Source organism: uncultured Streptococcus sp. (genome assembly GCF_963521255.1).
Classification (GTDB): domain Bacteria; phylum Bacillota; class Bacilli; order Lactobacillales; family Streptococcaceae; genus Streptococcus.
In genome coordinates this window covers 135,702-154,505 of the sequence record NZ_CAUQTU010000004.1, presented here as the reverse complement: position 1 = coordinate 154,505, position 18,804 = coordinate 135,702, and the positions used below count along the sequence as shown (strand labels likewise).

At 40.4% G+C, this 18,804-nt stretch carries 12 protein-coding genes; 2 read left to right on the top strand and 10 right to left on the bottom strand.

The window, feature by feature from the left end; genetic code table 11:
- Window positions 1–3,294 (bottom strand): G5 domain-containing protein (locus RWP09_RS04720; protein WP_314434538.1); only part of this gene is annotated, 3,294 nt, incomplete at its 3' end.
- A gap of 372 nt (window positions 3,295–3,666) precedes the next feature.
- Here RWP09_RS04720 and RWP09_RS04715 point away from each other — a divergent pair.
- Window positions 3,667–5,151 (top strand): M protein trans-acting positive regulator PRD domain-containing protein, encoded by a 1,485-nt coding sequence (locus tag RWP09_RS04715; RefSeq protein WP_314434535.1) that lies wholly within the window; start codon window positions 3,667–3,669, stop codon window positions 5,149–5,151.
- Window positions 5,152–5,199: 48 nt separating this feature from the next.
- Here the strand turns inward: RWP09_RS04715 and yaaA are convergent, their stop codons facing one another.
- The 6 genes from yaaA to RWP09_RS04685 form a co-directional block, all read right to left on the bottom strand.
- Window positions 5,200–5,928, bottom strand: a complete 729-nt coding sequence (gene yaaA / locus RWP09_RS04710) for a peroxide stress protein YaaA (protein ID WP_314434533.1) — start codon at window positions 5,926–5,928, stop codon at window positions 5,200–5,202.
- Between the two features lie 185 nt (window positions 5,929–6,113).
- Entirely contained in the window at window positions 6,114–7,709 is a 1,596-nt protein-coding gene (locus RWP09_RS04705) for a hypothetical protein (protein WP_314434531.1), read from the bottom strand.
- An 11-nt stretch (window positions 7,710–7,720) separates the two neighbouring features.
- Complete coding sequence (locus RWP09_RS04700; protein WP_314434530.1) at window positions 7,721–8,131, bottom strand: peptide deformylase; 411 nt, start codon at window positions 8,129–8,131, stop codon at window positions 7,721–7,723.
- A gap of 113 nt (window positions 8,132–8,244) precedes the next feature.
- Window positions 8,245–10,941 (bottom strand): cation-translocating P-type ATPase, encoded by a 2,697-nt coding sequence (locus tag RWP09_RS04695; RefSeq protein ID WP_314434527.1) that lies wholly within the window; start codon window positions 10,939–10,941, stop codon window positions 8,245–8,247.
- Between the two features lie 239 nt (window positions 10,942–11,180).
- The gene (locus RWP09_RS04690; protein WP_314434525.1) at window positions 11,181–12,152 is read right to left on the bottom strand and encodes a glycosyltransferase family 2 protein; all 972 of its coding nucleotides are present in this window, start codon (window positions 12,150–12,152) and stop codon (window positions 11,181–11,183) included.
- 1 nt (window position 12,153) lies between these two features.
- A complete protein-coding gene (locus RWP09_RS04685) occupies window positions 12,154–13,587 on the bottom strand; it encodes a hypothetical protein (RefSeq protein ID WP_314434523.1) in 1,434 nt (477 codons plus the stop codon).
- Window positions 13,588–13,747: 160 nt separating this feature from the next.
- On the opposite strand from RWP09_RS04685, the gene mntE reads away from it, so the two are divergent.
- Window positions 13,748–14,932 carry a CDF family manganese efflux transporter MntE gene (gene mntE / locus RWP09_RS04680; protein WP_314434520.1) on the top strand — a complete coding sequence of 395 codons (1,185 nt, stop codon included), beginning with the start codon at window positions 13,748–13,750 and terminating at the stop codon, window positions 14,930–14,932.
- Window positions 14,933–14,968: 36 nt separating this feature from the next.
- Here the strand turns inward: mntE and RWP09_RS04675 are convergent, their stop codons facing one another.
- The 3 genes from RWP09_RS04675 to dapB are packed head-to-tail and all read right to left on the bottom strand — an operon-like array spanning window position 14,969 to window position 18,800.
- A complete protein-coding gene (locus tag RWP09_RS04675; protein ID WP_314434518.1) occupies window positions 14,969–16,840 on the bottom strand; it encodes an ABC-F family ATP-binding cassette domain-containing protein in 1,872 nt (623 codons plus the stop codon).
- Entirely contained in the window at window positions 16,837–18,036 is a 1,200-nt protein-coding gene (locus tag RWP09_RS04670; protein ID WP_314434515.1) for a CCA tRNA nucleotidyltransferase, read from the bottom strand. The genes RWP09_RS04675 and RWP09_RS04670 overlap by 4 nt, the downstream gene beginning before the upstream one ends.
- The gene (gene dapB / locus RWP09_RS04665; RefSeq protein ID WP_314434513.1) at window positions 18,033–18,800 is read right to left on the bottom strand and encodes a 4-hydroxy-tetrahydrodipicolinate reductase; all 768 of its coding nucleotides are present in this window, start codon (window positions 18,798–18,800) and stop codon (window positions 18,033–18,035) included. The genes RWP09_RS04670 and dapB overlap by 4 nt, the downstream gene beginning before the upstream one ends.
- Window positions 18,801–18,804 lie beyond the last annotated feature (4 nt).

Sequence of the window (18,804 nt, the reverse complement as noted above, 5' to 3'; positions counted from 1 at the left end):
TTGAGCGCCATCACGTCCATCGCGTCCTGGTAAACCTTGTGCTCCATCTTGACCATCACGACCTTGAAGACCTTGGTCACCTTTGTCACCCTTAGGTCCTTTGATGTTGCCTTCTTTTTCCCAGTTACCGTTATTCTTAACGAAGACGTCGCCTGTTTCTGTATTGACGTATTTATCGCCGTCTTTACCTTGGTTTGCTTCTGGGTTAACTTTGCCGTTCAATACGTCTTTACCGTCGCGTCCATCTCGTCCGTCACGACCTGCTGCGCCATCACGTCCTTGAAGACCTTGGTCACCTTTATCACCCTTAGGCCCTTGTGGTCCTGCAACTCCGTCTTCACCTTTTAGACCTTGAGGTCCACGAATGTTACCAATTTTATCCCAAGTTCCGTTTTCTTTCTTATAGACATCACCTGTAGTTGCATCGATATAAGTGTCGCCATCTTTACCATCATTTGCTGTTGGTGCTTTAGTCCCACTTAATAATTCAGCACCATTACGACCATCTGCACCAGAAGCTCCATCTGTACCATTACGTCCATTCGTACCATTCAATATATCACTTGTACCAATTAATTCATCCACATCTGGATCGTATTTACCGTTACCATTATTATCATAGTAGGCTGTAATACGAGTACCATCTACTGGTTGTGATGCTGGTGCTGTAGATGAGGCGTCTGGTAAAGATCTTCTAACTCTTCCGCTTCTTCGATTATTCAGTCTTACTGCTGCTTCTGCTAAGGCATTTAAGTCAATAGTTGGTGTACGACCATCTTTACCATCCTTAATGTTAGCTACAACAGGCTCTTCTCCAGGAACTGTAAATGTAATGTCTGTACTGTGGCCATCTGCTCCACGAGCAGTTGTCACTTTAGGAGTTGCTCCCTTGTCACCTTTTTCACCTTTGGCTCCATCTGCAATGACAACTTCTTTTAGTTTTGTATCGCCTGCATCAAATTCGTTGTTATCATTTTGGTCATAATAGAAGATAACGGTCGTTGTTTTATCTGATTCATTTCGTTGAGTCGCAACTAATGGACTTGCGCCATCGAAACCATCTCTTACAACAGTACTTGTAACATTACCTCTACCGTCGTTAATCGTGATAGTATGAGTGCCGTCATCTTTATTATCTTTAACGGTTACGGTTGGAGTTACACCGTCACGACCTGCCTGACCTTGGTCTCCTTTTTCACCTTTAGCTCCAGTGAGACCACGTTCGCCTTGGTCCCCTTTTTCACCTTTAGCACCTTGAGCGCCAGTCAGACCACGTTCGCCTCGGTCCCCTTTTTCACCTTTGGCACCTTGCGCTCCAGTCAGACCACGTTCGCCTCGGTCTCCTTTTTCACCTTTGGCACCTTGCGCTCCTGTTAAACCGCGTTCGCCTCGGTCCCCTTTTTCACCTTTAGCTCCTTGAGCTCCAGTCAGACCGCGTTCACCTTGGTCCCCTTTTTCACCTTTAGCTCCAGTTAGACCGCGTTCACCTTGGTCCCCTTTTTCACCCTTGACTCCATCTTTAATGGCAATTTTTTGAACAAGTTCGTCTACGCCCTCAGTATAAACACCGTTGCCATCGTTATCAAGATAGAAAGTGAGGTTATTTGTATCACCAACTTTATTTTGATCAACACGTGGTTTTACTGTATCGATTAGCTCTTTAGCCACACCAATTTGCATAATACGTGGCTTAGCTTCTTTAGTAACAGAATTACTAATTGGCAATCCTAAAAGTGTTTCGTTACCAAATCGATGTACTTTATAGGTAATTTGACGTTGCCCTTTTTCACCTTCTCGAACTAATCTAGTTTGACCTTCTGGTAACTTACTAGTTGGAAGATAGACAGTTTGGAAATCAATGTCTTCTGAAACAACTTTGTTATTAGATCCGCCATAAGGATTGGCATCCAAGTATAGTGGGTTTGCTCTATGATAATAGTTGGAGTTACTGTATGGGTCATTGCTAGTAGCGGCACCACCACCGCCTTGGTCCACGTTAAAAGTAACAGGTTTCAAACGAACAGACAAGTCACCATTTGGATTATTGATAGGCAAACTAAATCTAATTGTTTGTCTATCACTTGTTGAAGTAGCAGAGGTCATACTGTATCCTGAGTGAGATACGAAGTTGGCACCCTGACTAATAGGTTTTGATTGTTCTCTTAATCTTGGAGTGGTGATAGTCGCATTTGAAGGATTTCCAAATCCATCCCCTTTATCCAAGATAAAGTTATTATTAACAAATTCACCTGGGCCAGAATATTCAATTGTGAAATTCAATCTATTACCTTGACGTACTGTTGTTACATCGTAATGAATTGAATTACCACCACGTGAGTTCCCGTAGCCACGGAAACTATAGCTACGACCAGCTTGACTGATGTCGGCAAATGCAACTGTATTTCCAGAGCCTGAGACAATTGGGTTTGCTGGATTGCTAGAAGCTCTAAAGCCACTATGTCCTTTATCCAAGTCTTCTTTACGGATAGCTGGATTTTGGCGAGCATCAGAAAGGCTCAAACCTGGTTTTAAGATTTCATTAGTAGATGCTGGAGCTGAGGTTATTTCTACTTTGGCAGCTGTGATAGTTGGCAAAGCAGTACTATCAACAGCTGAACGGTCAGTCGTTGATGTTGCTGGTTTAGCTTCTTCTTTGCCTTCTGCTGTGTCAGCTTTCTTCACTACAGGAGTTTCTGATACAGTTCCTTTATCAGTGTTAGAACGAAGTTCCAGTCCAATGACAGCTGATTGAATAGATGACTCTGCTGCTGTTACTTCAGCTTCAGATGCATCTGCTTTTCCAAGCAAACCTTGACCAGCTTGGATACTTGCTTGCAAGTTAGCAACACTTGCTTCTGTATATAACTTGCTTTCTAATTTTTTAGCACGTGAAAGAGCTGTTAACAATTTTGACTTGTCAACAGCATCTTGCTGTGTTACTTCTTCTTTTTTATCTTTTGCTTCTTCAACTTTTTCTGCTGGTCTAGTAGCTTCTTCAGTTTTAGCTGGAGTTACTTCTACTGGATTAGCAACAGTTGGAGCTGCATAAGTTGTTTCTTTTTTAGGTGTAGAAACTCCTGCTAGTTTAGTAGATTCATCTACCTTATCAACAGAAACACTATTAGTTGCCTCAGGATGGTGTTCTTCCGCTTGTACTGCTTGCGTATTGGCAGCAGTTCCCAAGACTAAGGCTGTTCCAAGCAGTACACTAGCTGCCCCAAAGTGATACTTACGAATAGAGAAACGTTGTTGCATTTTATACCAATCAAATGATTTTCTCTGTGACTGTTTCATATTCTTTTACCTCAATATAATTTTATACTATACAATTTACATCTATTTTATATATAATTCAATATAGTTTTTAAAATTAATATATAATATTTTTTCCCTCAAGATTCATTTAAATTGTTCTAATCAAAGTGAATTTACTAACAAAAAAATGATTCTCATATTTTGGTACAAATGGTACAGAAAAATAATATAGAGGTAAAAATTTAATCGCAAAATCAATACAAATATTCCATTAATATTTGATTGCCTTCCTATATTCAATTCATAAATATTGTTTTAAGAACAAATTGAATCATTCTCCATCTTAACAATATCAATATTAGCATTTTTATTATAGAATATGCTATAATAAGCTTAGGAGGATAGAACCCTATGAGATCTCTATTATCTACAAAAGAACAACGACAATTACGACTACTTGAAATACTCATTCAGAAACGAGATTGGATACGTCTAAACGAATTAGCACAAACTTTAGAATGCACCGAGCGTATCCTGAAAAATGACTTAAACGAACTACGAACAGCATTCCCAAACTTCAAAATTCAATCTTCTATCAATGGCATTATGCTAAATCTAGATACAAGTGTAAGTATAGAAGATATTTATATTTATTTCCTCAGTCATTCCCAATCTTTTCAGTTATTAGAATATATGTTTTTTAACGAAGAATTGCCTATTTACCGAACTGTAGAAAAACTGCATTCTAGTAATGCCAATCTTTATCGCTTAGGAAATCGAATTACCACCATTCTCTCTAAACAATTCCAAATTGAACTGTCTTTTACTCCAACATCCCTGAATGGAAATGAAATCGATATTCGCTATTTTTATGCCCAATACTTTTCAGAGCGGTATTATTTTCTAGACTGGCCTTTCCCAGATATTTCTGAAAAAGTCATAACAGAGTTCGCTGACTACTTCTATAAATCCACAAATTACCCAATGCGATTTGCAATCTATAGAATGTATAAGCTGATGCTCGCAATTAGTATTCATCGAGTAAAAAATGGACATTTCATTGATTTGCCGAATCATTTTTACCAAGACTACTATCCTGTTTTAATGAATTTACCAGATTTTGAGGACAAGCTTGCATACTTCTCTCAACAATTTGGACTAGAAATGACTCCAGATATTTTGGCCCAAATTTTCATTTCCTTTCTTCAAAATGATATTTTTCTAGATCCACAGCAATTCTTTGATTCTCTAAATAAAAATAATGAATCTCGCTATTCTTATCAGTTATTAAGCCAAATTTTGGAACGATTATCTAAAGCATTTAATATTAAATTTGCTAATCATGATGAGCTCATTTGGCACCTACATAATACGGCTTATTTTGAAAGTCAGGAAATCTTTTCTACCCCAATCTTATTTGAACAAAAAGCATTGACGATTAAAAAATTTGAAGTTTACTTCCCAGACTTTATGGAAAGTGCGCGTCAAGAATTGGCCCAATATCGTCAGGCAATTGGACAGCATGACCATCCTGAACAGTTGGAACACTTGATGTATACCATCTTAACCCATGCTGAAAACCTCTCTACTCAGTTGTTAGAAAATCGACCACCTATCAAGGTGTTGCTTATCAGTAACTTTGACCACGCGCTATCACTTACTTTAATGGATATGCTTACATACTATTGTAACAATCGATTCACCTTCGATATTTGGGATGAATTGAAAACAAGTCCTGAGATTTTAAATCAGACAGATTACGATATCATCGTGTCTAATTTCTATATTTCAGGGATTACCAAGAAATTTATTTGTCGAAATCATCTGTCAATCATGGATTTGGTTAATCATCTTAATACTTTATCAAATGAGATTCATTTATCCAATACTTTATAAGCTAAAAAAGTCAGCTTGATTTTGCTGACTTTTTCTCTTATCTGATTTCTATGCTTCCTTAACAAAAACCAATTCCTGTGGTTGGGACAGGTCTTCTCTGTAGACAAATCCGGCAAAGTTCAAGCGACGAGCTTCCTCCACTGTTTGTACTTGATTTTCTATAAGTGCTGTTAGGAAGGCCCCACGCGCTTTCTTGGAAATGGTTGAGTGAATCTTCAGCTGACCGCCCTTGTCCTCCATAAATTTAAAGGTCACCATCTTTTCTCTGATTTCCTTAGAAAATACAGTCTCAAATTCTGATGACAAGAGAGAGAAAATCACTTCTTCCTGCTTCAGAGCTTCATCATAGGCTGCCTTCCAATGGCTCTTCAAAGTCTTACCTGCGACTTTTAACTTCATCAAAAAGTCCAAACGGTGAGGTGCCATAGGTGACAAGGCTGGAACGACTCCGTACAAAGCCGAGGTAATGAAGACATGATTTTCAAGATAGGCTTGTTCTACCTCGGTCAATTTGTCTCGCTTGATGTAGCGGTACATAAGCCCATCAAAAAGTTTCAAGGCTGGATAGTATTGAGCAGTTTGTTTTTTTAAAGCTTGGATATTTTGAAATTCTTCCGCAGCTTTCTCGGCTGAAACTTTGTAAAAACTCTCCAATTGACTAGCAGAATAGAGGGCCAAGGCATCCAGCACAGCCTGACTTTCTGGTTTTAAAGGAGCGGCTTCAATACTCGGCAAGTCTGTGTTCATTTCTTTTGCTGTTGGGATTAAAATTTTCATATTGATAGTGTAGCATATTTTTTTGCCACTACCAAGAAATTCATCTGAAAAGAGACTGGGGAAAGTCTTAAACCTCAGAAAAAACGCATCTATCAGGTGTTGAAAAATCTTGATACTATGCGTTTTATTATGGAAAGATTTACTTCATTTTTTCCTGAAATTGAGTTTTTGCCCAACCTCCCCTCTTACTGCACTTTAAAGGTCTTGAGATAATTGTCTTTTCCTACTTGACCTTCAAAGTTTTTACCATTTTCTAGGTAAGGAAGTTCATCAGATACAGAAGCCTTGACCTTGTATATCTTGCCATCAACTTTAAAGAAGTAGACGGTGTCTCCCTTGATAACAGCTGATTTGAGGTCTGCTACCACACCCTTGATACTTTCTGTGGTTTCATTGTCAATCTCAAGATCGTTTTTGTTGGCGTATTTGCTGAGTAGTTCTTCCACTGTCGTTGCTACGATAACATTTTGGTACTCGACTGCGTCTACCAAAGCATACTCTTTGACCAAACCAGCATTGTCCTTCAAACCCATGATGTAGAGAGGCTTGTCATTGAGGTTGATGAGGATTGGGAAGGTTGCCTTGTAGGATTTCTCCTGAACAGCACCTTCGGCTGATTCACGGGCTGATTCTTCTGTCGCAGAAGCCAAACTGTACTTAGTGATTTCTCCTGTCCGCATATTTTCAAGGATGAAACCAAGATTACTTTCATCTGCATTGGCCGATGTCACACCTGTGTAGAGGTAGATGTCATTACCAATAGACAAGTAATTATAACCCTTGGTAGTCTGGGTCACGTTTTTCTTGGAAATCATGGCATTCCAGAAACCGTCCTTATACTTGCCGTTATAGTTGATTTGCTCAATAGTTTCCTCAGCTGGATAGACTCTGTCCACCCATTCTGGAACATCTGCCAAGCTGTATTCCTTGGTTTCTCCATTTGTAGCATCTAAGATAATGACTGAAGCAGGACGAGGAACTGCTAAGCCAAATTGCTTTTGGTAAACCGTTGCTACATAGAAAGGATTGCCCTCATCGTCCACCTCGAAAGATGGAGTTTTGAATATCTTAGTTGGGTACTTCAAGCGCAGGTGACGCTTGACATCACGGTTAAAATACTCCGAGTCAGAATATTTGATTGGCGTCTTCAAGTCCACCAAGTTGGCATTTCCAGTTACCATGTCCACCTTGATATACTCGCCGATTCCCTTGGCCTGATTGTTAAACCATTTGATGGGATCTGCGTATTCTAGTGGCGTAACGCGATAAGGTTTCCCATCAATCGTTAGTTGAGTATAGGTATCTGCCGCTACATACTGCGACACCTTATCCGTTAGGGAACCCAAGTAGCGGTCGCCAATTTTTTCAGCAGTACTTCTATCTAAGATAGGAACCTTACTGGTGTCAGTCTTAGGAAATTCAGTAAAGTCTTTTTCCGTGACCGTAACTACATTGGCATAATTTTTAGCCTGAAAAATGCTGGAAGTCACCAAGGAAACCAAACCTGCTAAGAGAAGAATTCCTCCAATAGAAGCTAAAAGGATTTTCCCTAACCGATTGATTTTGAAACCCTCTAGATTTAAGGCAGCTTCCGCCTTGCCGTGGCGCACATGAACCGTTTTGACAAGGTTTATCCCCTTGCCAAGGCCAAATAAGATTGCCACAAGCAGCAAATGCCCACAGAGGAAAAAGAGAAATTCCCAGCTGGTCAGGTTAAGGGGCGGTAAAAAGATATACCAGGTCGTTGAGATAAAAATAAGTTCAAAGATTATACGTTTCATTTGCTTTCCTCCTAAATGATTCGTCCGTCCAAATGATCCAGTTCATGCTGACAAATCTGAGCTGGAAAGCCTGTCAAGGTCATGGTCTGTTCCTGCCACTTGCTGTCACGATAGGCAACCCTTATGGTTTCATAACGCTTAGTAGGTCTCACACCTGTCAAGGACAAACAGCCTTCTTCTGTCTCATAAGCTCCTTCAGAGGACAGGAGTACTGGGTTAAACATGACCACAGGAACCAAACCAAGATTAAAGATAATCACGCGCTTCTGCACCCCAATCATATTGGCAGCCAGACCAACACAAGTCTCACGATTCGCTAAAAGTGTATCCTGCAAATCTCTGGCAAGATAAAGGTCTTCCTGACTTGCCGGCTGAGATACCTGAGATAAAAACAAAATATCCTTCACAATTTTCTTTTCCACTTCCTCACACTCCTCTTACTTTTTACTATATTATAGCAATTATAGCACAAAAGCCGATAACTGCAAGCCCTTTCCCTCAACTGTAGCAAAAAGCCATCCGAAGATGACTTTTTTTAAATCGCATTCTTGTCAAAGCCGAGTTTGCGTTGGATAAATTTAACGATTTCGACGATGATAATCATTGAGAAGCTTCCGCCCATAACGATTCCCCACTGTGACAAGTCTAGTTTGGTTACGTGGAAGATTCCTTCAAGTGGTTCTACAACGATTGTTGCCATGAGAAGAATGAAGGATACCAAGATAGACCAGTTGAAGGTCTTAGACTTGAATGGACCAACTGTCAAGATGGACTGGTAAACAGACTTGACATTGTAAGCATGGAAGAGCTGAATCAAACCAAGGGTTGCAAAGGCCATAGTAAGGGCATCTGCATGAATGGCATGATTGTCACCCATGTGAACTGGGTAAAGAAGGGCAAGACCATAAACACTCATAACAATAGCTGCTTGGAGTACACCTTGATAGATGATAGAACTGAAAACACCACCTGAGAAGAAGCTTGCCTTACGTCCACGTGGTTTATGATTCATGACACCAGGCTCAGCAGGTTCAACACCTAGAGCGATAGCTGGGAAGGTATCTGTTACCAAGTTGATCCACAAAAGATGAACTGGCTGCAAGACATCCCAACCAAACAAGGTTGATAGGAAGATAGTTAGTACTTCAGCAGTATTGGCAGAAAGTAGGTACTGAATAGTCTTTTGAATGTTTGAGAAAACCTTACGTCCTTCTTCCACTGCGACGATGATAGTCGCAAAGTTGTCGTCAGCAAGAATCATGTCAGAAGCTCCCTTAGAAACCTCTGTACCAGTGATTCCCATACCGATACCGATATCGGCTGTTTTCAGAGCTGGCGCATCATTGACACCATCACCTGTCATGGCAACGACTTTACCTTGTTTTTGCCAAGCCTTGACGATACGAACCTTGTGTTCTGGAGACACACGGGCATAAACAGAGTATTGACCAACAACTTTTTCAAAGTCTTCATCTGATAGTTCGTTGAGTTCAGCACCAGTTAAAACGTGGCCTTCTGTATCATTTGCATCAATGATTCCCAAACGTTTGGCAATAGCTTCTGCAGTGTCTTGATGGTCACCTGTAATCATAATTGGACGGATTCCAGCTTCCTTAGCCACACGAACAGCCTCAGCAGCTTCAGGACGTTCAGGGTCAATCATCCCGATCAAACCAGTGAAGATTAAATCATTTTCAAGCTCTTCAGAAGTGAGATTTTCTGGAATGCTATCAATAATCTTATAAGCGCCTGCAAGGACACGCAAGGCTTGGTGAGCCATTTCAGAGTTGTTTGTATGAATGAGGTTTGTAACCTTCTCATCAATCGGAGCAATATCCCCAGCCTTATCACGAAGAACACAACGTTTCAAGAGTTGGTCTGGCGCACCTTTAACGGCTACGAGGAAGCGTCCATCTGCAAGTGGATGAACTGTTGACATGAGCTTACGTTCAGAATCAAATGGCAACTCAGCCACACGAGGATATTTCTCTAAAAATCCTTTGACATCGTAGCCCTTGTCCAAGGCATACTGGATAAAGGCTGTTTCGGTTGGATCACCAATCAGGTTGCCTTCCACATCAATTTTAGTATCATTTGCCAAAACAACGGAACGAAGTAGTGGCATTTCAAGACCTAGTTCAATGTCATCAGCTGAGTCATGTAAAACCGCATCGTAGAAGACTTTTTCAACTGTCATCTTGTTCATGGTCAGCGTACCAGTCTTATCAGAAGCGATGATTTCTGTTGAACCAAGAGTTTCTACAGCTGGCAACTTACGAACGATAGAGTTTCGTTTAGCCAAAACTTGAGTACCAAGGGCAAGAACGATGGTTACGATAGCAGGAAGCCCTTCTGGGATAGCTGCAACGGCAAGGGCAACAGAGGTCATCAACTCACCAAGTGGATTTTTCCCTTGAATGAAGACACCCACTACAAAAGTAACAAGGGCAATGACCAAGATAGCATAGGTCAAGACCTTAGAAAGGTTGTTCAAGTTTTGTTTGAGTGGTGTATCCGTCTCATCCGCATCTTGGAGCATGCCAGCGATATGACCAACTTCCGTGTACATACCTGTATTGACAACAACACCAAGACCACGACCATAAGTCACATTAGAGTTTTGGAAGGCCATATTGACACGGTCACCAATACCTGCATCTGTATCAAGCTCGGCTGTTAAATCTTTTTCAACTGGCACAGACTCACCTGTCAAGGCTGCTTCTTCGATCTTAAGAGAATTAGCTTCTAGCAAACGTAGGTCTGCAGGTACTACATCACCAGCTTCGAGGGCAACGATATCACCTGGAACCAATTCTTTTGAATCAATCTCCGCCATATGCCCATCACGAAGAACTCGGGCAGCTGGACTAGACATGGATTTGAGGGCTTCGATCGCTTCTTCTGCTTTCCCTTCTTGGTAAACACCAAAGGCAGCATTGATGATAACCACGGCTAGGATGATAATGGCATCAGCGATATCTTCCCCACCAGAAGTCACGACTGATAAAATAGCCGCCGCAACTAGGATGATAATCATCAAATCCTTAAATTGCTCGATAAATTTGACCAGGATTGATCGTTTCTCGCCTTCTTCGAGTTCATTGTGGCCAAATTCTGCAAGGCGCTTTTCCGCCTCACTTGATGACAAACCTTGCTCGGTCGCATCCACAGCCTTCAAGACCTCTTCAGGACTCTGAGTGTAAAACGCTTGGCGTTTTTGTTCTTTTGACATGTGTCTCCTCCTTGACATTGTGTGCAAAACAGACTCTCTTTTTCCTCATCGTATCTTTTCACGACAAACAAAAAAGAGACCTGTTAATCATAACAAGTCTCGCTGTTTAAGATAGTGCCGGAAAACATACTTTTCAGTACAAAATTCGGAATGACGACACTATCACAGGTTTCTGCCAGCTACTCCCTTGAGTAGTACTATTATACCAAATTTTGAAAAGTTTTCAAGGATTAAAAATCCTATGAAATTCTATCCTTGTCAAAAGTACGGTCACTAATGATATATCTCGGACGACGTTTCGTTTCTAGATAAATCTTTCCAACATACTCGCCAATTACGCCCAAACTAATCAATTGAACCCCACCAAGTAAACTGACTATTGCATAAGTGCTGGCCCACCCTGCCACAACCGAACCAGCAAACTTGCTCCATAAAACCCAAATAATCAATAGAAAGCTAAAGAGTGACGTCAAAACACCTAGACTGGTAATCAACCGAATTGGTTTGATCGATAAACTGGTAATACCATCCATAGCCAAACCAAGCATTTTAGATAATGGATAATGGCTCTCACCAGCAATTCGTTCATGGCGTTTATATGAAACATAAGAATATTTAAAACCCACTAAAGGCATTAAACCACGAAGAAAAAGATTAACTTCAGTGAATTTTTCTAATTCCTTCAAGAATCTTTTAGAAACCAATCGATAGTCGGCATGATTAAAAACAACTTCTGCTCCAAATAGGCGTAGCACCTTATAGAAACCTTCAGCTGTAATTCGTTTAAAAGCAGAGTCCGTATCACGGTTATCACGTACACCATATACAATTTCAGAACCACTTTTATATTCTTCAATCATTTTGTCCATACAATTGATATCATCTTGCCCATCAGCATCGATGGTAATAACAATATCAGCAAACTGAATAGCCTCATACATACCTGCAAGAACACTACTTTGATGCCCCCTATTACGACTTTGTGACACACCAACCACATAAGGAATAGATTTAGCATAACTTTCAATCAGTTCCCAAGTCCGATCCTTACTACCATCATTTACATACATTACCTTACTAAGATGATGGATGGCTTCTTTCTTTACTAATTGCTCAATTTTTTCAACAAACATTAGATTAGTATGTGGTAAGACTTGCTCTTCGTTATAACATGGAACAACTATATATAAAATTGGCTTTTTCCTGCTCATGCTATTCTCCTCCTTTTCTATAAATCATAGCTGTATCAATCTGTTTTTCTAAGTGATAATTTACTCTAATATAATCCTTAATAAAAGAGTCAGTCCTCTTACCATAATCCCATTCAGTATCAAATACAATATAGATAGGAGGATTTTCTTGTATAGATTTTTTAAACTCATCAATAATAACTCGATCATCTGTCACAGCTGGGATGAAGAAAAATTTTGTACTAGCTAGCCGTTCACTATACAAATAAATTGTTCCATTTTGACGGTGTGTATAAATTCGGTCATCCATCGATGTATTTTTCTCTATATAGCTAGCAACACGTTGCTGTTTCTCAGATTTATTCAGATATCTTGTATTCATACTTTTCATGATGGATTTTACATCATTCTGGTATACAATAATAAATCCTAAGAATAAGACAAAAAATACTTGAAAAGACATTTTCTTGGATATGCTATGAAATAAATAGGAAATATATGGAATCAAAATCGGGAGCATTACTAAAATGTAATGGCCATAGCTTCTTTTTGAGATAAGAGCCAGAAGTAAACAAACAATAAAAACAAAATGATAGAAGATTGATTTTATTTCAAATTTCTTCCACAGTGGTATCAAGGAAAATAACATCAATAAATTAAGACTTAAGAGATTTGTTTGAGAAATGTACCATCTGATAATCTCATACATCGAAACGTTATTAGACTCTGTAGTATAAATAAAATTAATTCCAATCGACTGGTATACCATTTCAAAAAAGATGCCCTTTGATAACAGATATAGGCACAAAGGGATAGTTGGTATTAATACTCCAACGAAAAATAATCCTATCAAAGAAAACAATTCCCTATATGCTTTCTTAAGTATGAAATCAATCAATACATAAATACAAAATACAAGCCAAATCCCTATCATATTTGCTTTCGTAAAAAATACAATAGAGAAAAATGCACCTGATGCTATGATGTCATTTTTACTGAAATCATTTTGTATAAACAGTTTTAAAAAAATGTATAATGAATAAGCCAAAAAAGGTAAAATAAAACCTTCTAAACTCCAACCGCCATCAAAAAAATACTCATAAATTATAAAGATAATTGCTAAAGTTAAAATTGTTTGCTTATTCCCAGTAAATAATCTTGAAATCTTATAGCTAGCTATAAAGAATAGAAATGTGCAAAATAGGTATAAAAATTTAATTCCTAACGCACCACCAATAAGATCTCCTAGGTAATTCAGTAAAAAAACAACTGGCCCCTTATGATCAAATAGGTCTGCATACATCAATTCTCCTCGATTCATTGCATACCCAAAATATTCAAAAATACTAGCATCTGAAAACGGTATTCCTTGTTTGACATTTGTTACCATCGAGAACCAGACTAAAACAGTAAAGAGCAAAGAAATACTCATCGCTAAAATACTCATTTTTTTCAATTTTATTCACCTCAACTTTTCACTTTATCAGTCTATCATATTTCCTAAAAAAAAAAAGTATTTTCTGCTTTGTGTTTTCTTAGTTTTATCCGTCCTATTTGAATTTTCCCTTGAAAACCAGTATAATGGTAGAATGCTATGTGACTAGAAAGGAAGTTGAATGAAGCAATCTATCTCAAATCTCAAGTTGGCTGAGCGTGGGGCCATTATCAGTATTTCGACCTATCTGCTCTTATCAGCAGCAAAATTAGCAACTGGTCACCTCCTTCATTCATCCAGTTTGGTGGCCGATGGTTTCAACAACGTGTCGGACATCATTGGAAATGTGGCCCTCTTGATTGGGATTCGAATGGCGCGCCAGCCTGCTGACCGAGACCACCGTTTTGGCCACTGGAAGATTGAGGATTTGGCTAGCTTGATCACTTCCATCATCATGTTTTATGTTGGCTTTGATGTGCTGAGGGACACCATTCAAAAAATTCTCAGTCATGAAGAAACGGTTATTGACCCTCTTGGTGCAACCCTAGGAATCATTTCTGCAGCGATTATGTTTATGGTTTATCTCTATAACACTCGTCTCAGTAAGAAATCCAACTCCAAGGCACTCAAGGCTGCCGCCAAGGACAATCTTTCTGATGCTCTTACCTCACTTGGTACTACTATTGCCATCCTAGCTAGCAGTTTCAATTATCCCATTGTGGATAAACTGGTTGCCATTATCATCACTTTCTTTATCTTGAAGACTGCCTATGATATCTTTATCGAGTCTTCCTTTAGTCTTTCAGATGGCTTTGACGACCGTCTGCTTGAGGACTATCAAAAAGCCATTATGGAAATTCCAAAAATTAGCAAGGTTAAATCTCAAAGAGGTCGCACCTACGGTAGCAACATTTACCTTGATATTACGCTAGAAATGAATCCTGACTTGTCTGTTTTTGAGAGTCATGAAATCGCGGATCAAGTCGAGTCTATGCTGGAGGAACGTTTTGGCGTCTTTGATACCGATGTCCATATCGAGCCAGCACCTATACCTGAGGATGAAATTTTAGACAATGTCTATAAAAAATTGCTCATGCGTGAACAATTGATTGACCAAGGAAATCAACTGGAAGAACTCTTGGCTGATGATTTTGTCTATATTTGTCAAGATGGAGAGCAGATGGATAAAGAGGCCTATAAAGCCGAAAAAGACTTGAATTCCGCTATCAAGGACATCCAAATCACTTCCATCAGTCAAAAGACCAAACTCATCTGCTATGAGTTAGATGGTATCGTTCATACCAGTATCTGGCGCCGCCACGAAACTTGGCAAAATATCTTTCATCAAGAAACCAAAAAAGAATAGAGAAATCCTGTCATGAGACGGGATTTTTCTATTCTTCTAGCTATCAAATTCACTTAGATACTCATAACGTTCGTATTTTTCAAGGAGTGCTTCGTTCTTCTCATCTAGCTCTTTTTGGAGAGTAGCCAGCTTACCAAAGTCAGAGCCGTTAGCCTGCATTTCCTCTTCAATCGCAGCGATACGATTTTCCAAGGCTTCAATATCGCCTTCAATATTTGCCCACTCCTGCTTTTCTTGGTAGGTCATGCGTTTCTTGTCTTCGCGAACCTTGACCACTTTCTCCTTTTCTGCCTTTTGCACCTGATTGGCCAACTCTGTTTCAAAGGCTTTTTCATCAAGGTAGTCGGTATAATGACCAAAGAAAGGACGAATCTTGCCATCCTCAAAAGCGAGAATCTTGGTCGCTACCTTATCCAAGAAATAGCGGTCATGGCTAACTGTCAAGACAGGCCCTGCAAAGCCTTGCAAGAAATTCTCCAGAACTGTCAAGGTTGCAATATCCAAATCATTGGTTGGCTCGTCTAAAAGAAGAACATTTGGTTTTTCCAAGAGCAATTTGAGAAGATAAAGACGTTTTTTCTCTCCCCCTGACAATTTCTCAATCAAGGTTCCATGCGTCGAACGTGGGAAAAGGAACTGCTCCAGCAACTCTGCAATGGAAGTTGTAGTACCACCGCTAGTCTTAACCTCTTCTGCCACTTCCTGCAGGTAATTGATAACCCGCTTACTTTCATCTAAACCTTCAATTTGCTGAGAGAAATAGGCGATGCGAACAGTTTCCCCAATCACAACTTGTCCTGCTGTCGGCTCAAGAATGCCTGCAATCAAGTTAAGGAGAGTTGATTTTCCAACACCATTGTCCCCAACAATTCCAATACGATCTTTAGCCTGCACCAAGAGATTAAAGTCTTGTAAAATGGGCTTGTTTTCATAGGCAAAGGAAACATCCTGAAACTCGATGACTTTTTTACCGATACGACTGGTTTCAAAGTTCATGGTCAAATCTGTCTCAGCAACGCCACCTGAAACTTCTTTCTTCAAGTCATGGAATCGATTGATACGAGCCTGCTGCTTGGTCGCACGTGCCTGCGGTTGTCTACGCATCCAGACCAATTCTTGCTTATAAAGTTGTTCCTTTTTGTGGAGAAGAGCCGCATCGCGCTCGTCCTGTTCCGCCTTAAGGCGAACATAGTCCTGATAATTGCCCTGATACTCGGTCAAGCCTGCTCGGTCCAACTCGAAAATCCGTGTTGACAAAGCGTCTAAGAAATAACGATCGTGGGTGATAAAAAGGACGGTTTTCTTGGAATTTTTCAAAAAGAGGGTCAGCCACTCAATAGTCGCAATGTCCAGATGGTTGGTCGGCTCGTCTAGAAGCAAGAGGTCGTGGTTGCCAAGTAAAACTTGCGCCAACTGAACCCGTCTTCTTAGACCACCTGACAATTCTCCAACTGGAGTAGATAAATCCTGAATACCTAGCTTGCTAAGAACCGTCTTGACCTGACTCTCAATTTCCCAAGCTTGGAGAGAGTCCATCTCTGCCATGACACGTTCCAAACGCGCCTGCTTGTCCTCACTATAGTTGAGCATGAGGAGTTCATACTCACGAATAAGCTGGATTTCCTTGAGGTCGCTGGATAGGACTGTATCCAAGACCGTCTTGTTATCATCAAAATCAGGATCCTGGGTCAAGTAACCAATCTGGTAATCATTTTTAGCTGAAAAAGGACTTACATCCCCATCAAAGCCAGAAACACCAGAAAGGACATCCAAAAGGGTAGTCTTGCCCGTTCCATTGACACCAATCAAACCGATTCTGTCTAGGTCATGGATGATAAAGGAAATATCCTTAAAAACAGTCTTGTCACCGACGGATTTAGTTAGTTTTTCAACGATAAAATCACTCATTTTTTCTCCCTTAGATAAGCATGAATGGCTTGACGGTCATTTTCCAATTCTCCATCGACAATGGCATACTCAATCTCTGTTAAAATATCTCCCAAGTCTGGTCCCGGCTGATAGCCATATTCCTTGATCAAAATACCACCGTTGATTTGGATTTCTTTCTTGTCATGAATGGTCAAACTCTGGTAAGTTTCTGTGATGGCTTGTGGGTTGACTGGTTTTCCTTGAGCCTGACGAAGATTTTCAGCCTGTAAAAGCAAATCCAAGTCAAAGCGATAACAATCGCGCTTGCTCAATTCTCCCTTTTCACGCAAGGCCAAAATAGTCAGCAAATCCTGAACTTGCTTGGCAAACTGGCGTGATGTCTTCCAAGCTTTCAAAAAGGACTGCGCATTTTCAATCTCCAAAGCCCACAGTAGAGCCGCCCAGACTTGTTCAGAGGATTCAAAAGTAAAATCAGTCTTCAAATCAAACAGTCTGTTAAGCTTGTCCTGACTAGAAGTCATATCAGGAAGATAGTCATAAGCTTGACTCTCAATCATGGAAGCCAAGCCTCTTTTCCAAAATGGAGCCAGCAAAAGTTTGTCAAACTCAACGAAGGTACGCTCTACAGAAATTTTCTCCAAAAGGGGCGTCAAGATCTTCATAGCTTTAAAGGTTTCTGGTTCAAGTTCGAAGCCAAGACTGGCCTGAAAACGGAAACCACGCATAATCCGCAAAGCATCTTCGTTGAAACGCTCACTTGCCACTCCAACCGCCCTCAAGACTTGATTTTCCAAATCTTCTAAACCATGAAACAAGTCAATGATTTCTCCTGTCTCGTCCAAGGCAAAGGCATTGACTGTGAAATCACGACGCTTGAGGTCTTCTTCTAGCGAACGCACAAAGGAAACCGCGCTGGGTCTGCGATAGTCCACATAGACATCCTCTGTCCGAAAGGTGGTTACCTCATACTCCTCATCCCCATCTAAGACCAAGACGGTTCCGTGCTCGATTCCGATATCGGCTGTTCGCGGAAAAATCTGCTTGGTCTCTTCTGGATAAGAAGACGTCGCAATATCCACATCGTGGATGGGACGATTGAGGAGGGCATCTCGAACAGATCCTCCAACAAAATAGGCTTCAAAACCTGCTTCTTTAATTTTTTCTAATACTGGTAAAGCCTTCTGAAATTCAGAAGGCATTTGCGTTAATCTCATAATAAGTGTTCTAATCCATAGACAAGCTCATGACGCTTGACAACTTCTTTGATTCCCAAATTCACCCCTGTCATGAAGGAGCTGCGATCATAGGAGTCATGACGGAGGGTCAATCCTTCTCCCTGATTGCCAAAGATGACTTCCTGATGGGCTACCAAGCCTGGCAAACGAACTGAGTGAATACGCATGCCATCAAAGTCAGCACCACGGGCGCCTGCAATCAATTCTTCCTCATCAGGCGCACCTTGCTGGATTGACTCTCGAACTTCTGACATCAATTCAGCTGTTTTAATAGCTGTTCCACTCGGAGCATCCTTTTTCTTGTCATGATGAAGCTCGATAATCTCCACATTTGGGAAATATTTGGCAGCCTGCGTCGCAAATTGCATGAGCAAGACAGCACCCAAGGCAAAGTTAGGAGCAATCAAGCCACCCAAAGCTTGGGCACGAGAAAATGCTTTTAGCTCTGCAATTTCTTCACTTGTGAAACCTGTTGTTCCAACTACTGGAGCAAAACCATTTTCAAGAGCAAAGCGTGTATTTTCATAGGCAACAGCTGGAGTTGTAAAATCTACCCAAACATCCGCTTTAAAGCCTGCTAAATCAGCCTTATCCTTGAAAACAGGAATTCCCTGCCATTCTGACTCAGACTCAAAAGGATCCAAAACTGCTACCAAGTCTAAGTCTGGATCAGCCAAGACCATCTGACAAGCAGCCTGGCCCATCTTTCCCTTAAAACCAGCAATAATTACTCGAATACTCATCTCT

What these genes read in the sequence shown, in the direction of transcription:
- RWP09_RS04715 (WP_314434535.1), top strand. Translation starts at nt 3,667, where the DNA reads ATGAGATCTCTATTATCTACAAAAGAACAACGACAATTACGACTACTT.
- yaaA (WP_314434533.1), bottom strand. Translation starts at nt 5,928, where the DNA reads ATGAAAATTTTAATCCCAACAGCAAAAGAAATGAACACAGACTTGCCG.
- RWP09_RS04705 (WP_314434531.1), bottom strand. Translation starts at nt 7,709, where the DNA reads ATGAAACGTATAATCTTTGAACTTATTTTTATCTCAACGACCTGGTAT.
- RWP09_RS04695 (WP_314434527.1), bottom strand. Translation starts at nt 10,941, where the DNA reads ATGTCAAAAGAACAAAAACGCCAAGCGTTTTACACTCAGAGTCCTGAA.
- RWP09_RS04690 (WP_314434525.1), bottom strand. Translation starts at nt 12,152, where the DNA reads ATGAGCAGGAAAAAGCCAATTTTATATATAGTTGTTCCATGTTATAAC.
- mntE (WP_314434520.1), top strand. Translation starts at nt 13,748, where the DNA reads ATGAAGCAATCTATCTCAAATCTCAAGTTGGCTGAGCGTGGGGCCATT.
- RWP09_RS04675 (WP_314434518.1), bottom strand. Translation starts at nt 16,840, where the DNA reads ATGAGTGATTTTATCGTTGAAAAACTAACTAAATCCGTCGGTGACAAG.
- RWP09_RS04670 (WP_314434515.1), bottom strand. Translation starts at nt 18,036, where the DNA reads ATGAGATTAACGCAAATGCCTTCTGAATTTCAGAAGGCTTTACCAGTA.
- dapB (WP_314434513.1), bottom strand. Translation starts at nt 18,800, where the DNA reads ATGAGTATTCGAGTAATTATTGCTGGTTTTAAGGGAAAGATGGGCCAG.